This is a genomic window from Actinospica durhamensis, from assembly GCF_018139695.1.
Classification (GTDB): domain Bacteria; phylum Actinomycetota; class Actinomycetes; order Streptomycetales; family Catenulisporaceae; genus Actinospica; species Actinospica durhamensis.
This window is the reverse complement of sequence record NZ_JAGSOG010000647.1, coordinates 1-790: the sequence shown is the minus strand read 5'-3', so window position 1 is coordinate 790 and position 790 is coordinate 1. Positions and strand designations below refer to the sequence as shown.

General features: G+C 70.8%; 1 protein-coding gene. It reads right to left on the bottom strand.

What is annotated here, in order from left to right; genetic code table 11:
• Positions 1–3: 3 nt before the first annotated feature.
• Positions 4–633, bottom strand: coding sequence for an alpha-ketoglutarate-dependent dioxygenase AlkB (locus tag KDL01_RS41540; protein ID WP_212534212.1), 630 nt, complete (start codon positions 631–633; stop codon positions 4–6).
• Between the last annotated feature and the right edge of the window lie 157 nt (positions 634–790).

Genomic DNA, 790 nt, shown 5'->3' with positions numbered 1-790 from the left:
CGTCTATCCCACCCCTCGCGGCCGGAACTGCGCACTGATCCGCGGCCCGACCGCCCGCGCCGTCTTCGGCACCGCGTGCTCCCACGTCCGCTGGCAACTGCCCCCCATCACCAGCAGATCCCCATGCCCCACCTCGAACCGCCGCACCGTCCCTCCACCGACCGGCCGCAGTGCCAGCGTCCGAGGCGCCCCCAGCGACAGGATCGCCACGATCGTGTCCTCGGTCCGCCCCCGCCCGAACGTGTCACCATGCCACGCCACGCTGTCCCGCCCGTCCCGATACAGGCACATCCCCACGCTGCTGAACGGCTCCCCGAGCTCGTCCCGGTAGTGCTCCCCAAGCCGCTCCCGCGCCGTGGCCAACGTCGCGTCCGGCAACTCCTCGCCCTCCCGATACGAGCAAAGCAGCCGCGGCACATCCACCATCCGCTCATACATCCGCCGCCGCTCCGCCCGCCAAGGCACCCGCTCCACCAGCCGCGCGAACAACTCGTCCGCCCCACTGACCCAGTGCGTCCGCACATCCACCCAAGCCCCGCGGCTCAACTCGTTCCGCTCCACCGCCCCGCCCAGCGGCCCGATCGTGATCTCGTCCGCGACGTCCAGCAGCGAGCCCTGCAGTGTCCCTCGCATGCCCCCATGGTAACCCCAGATCGAACGTCTGTACGAAAAACATCCGCCGCGATTCCAGCGCTGTGCACTGCGGTGTGCTCATCGGCCGAGGTCCGGTGGGGGTCGGCGCCTCGTGGCGCCGTGTCCGGTGTCCGCGAGAGGCGGAACTATCCGTGCC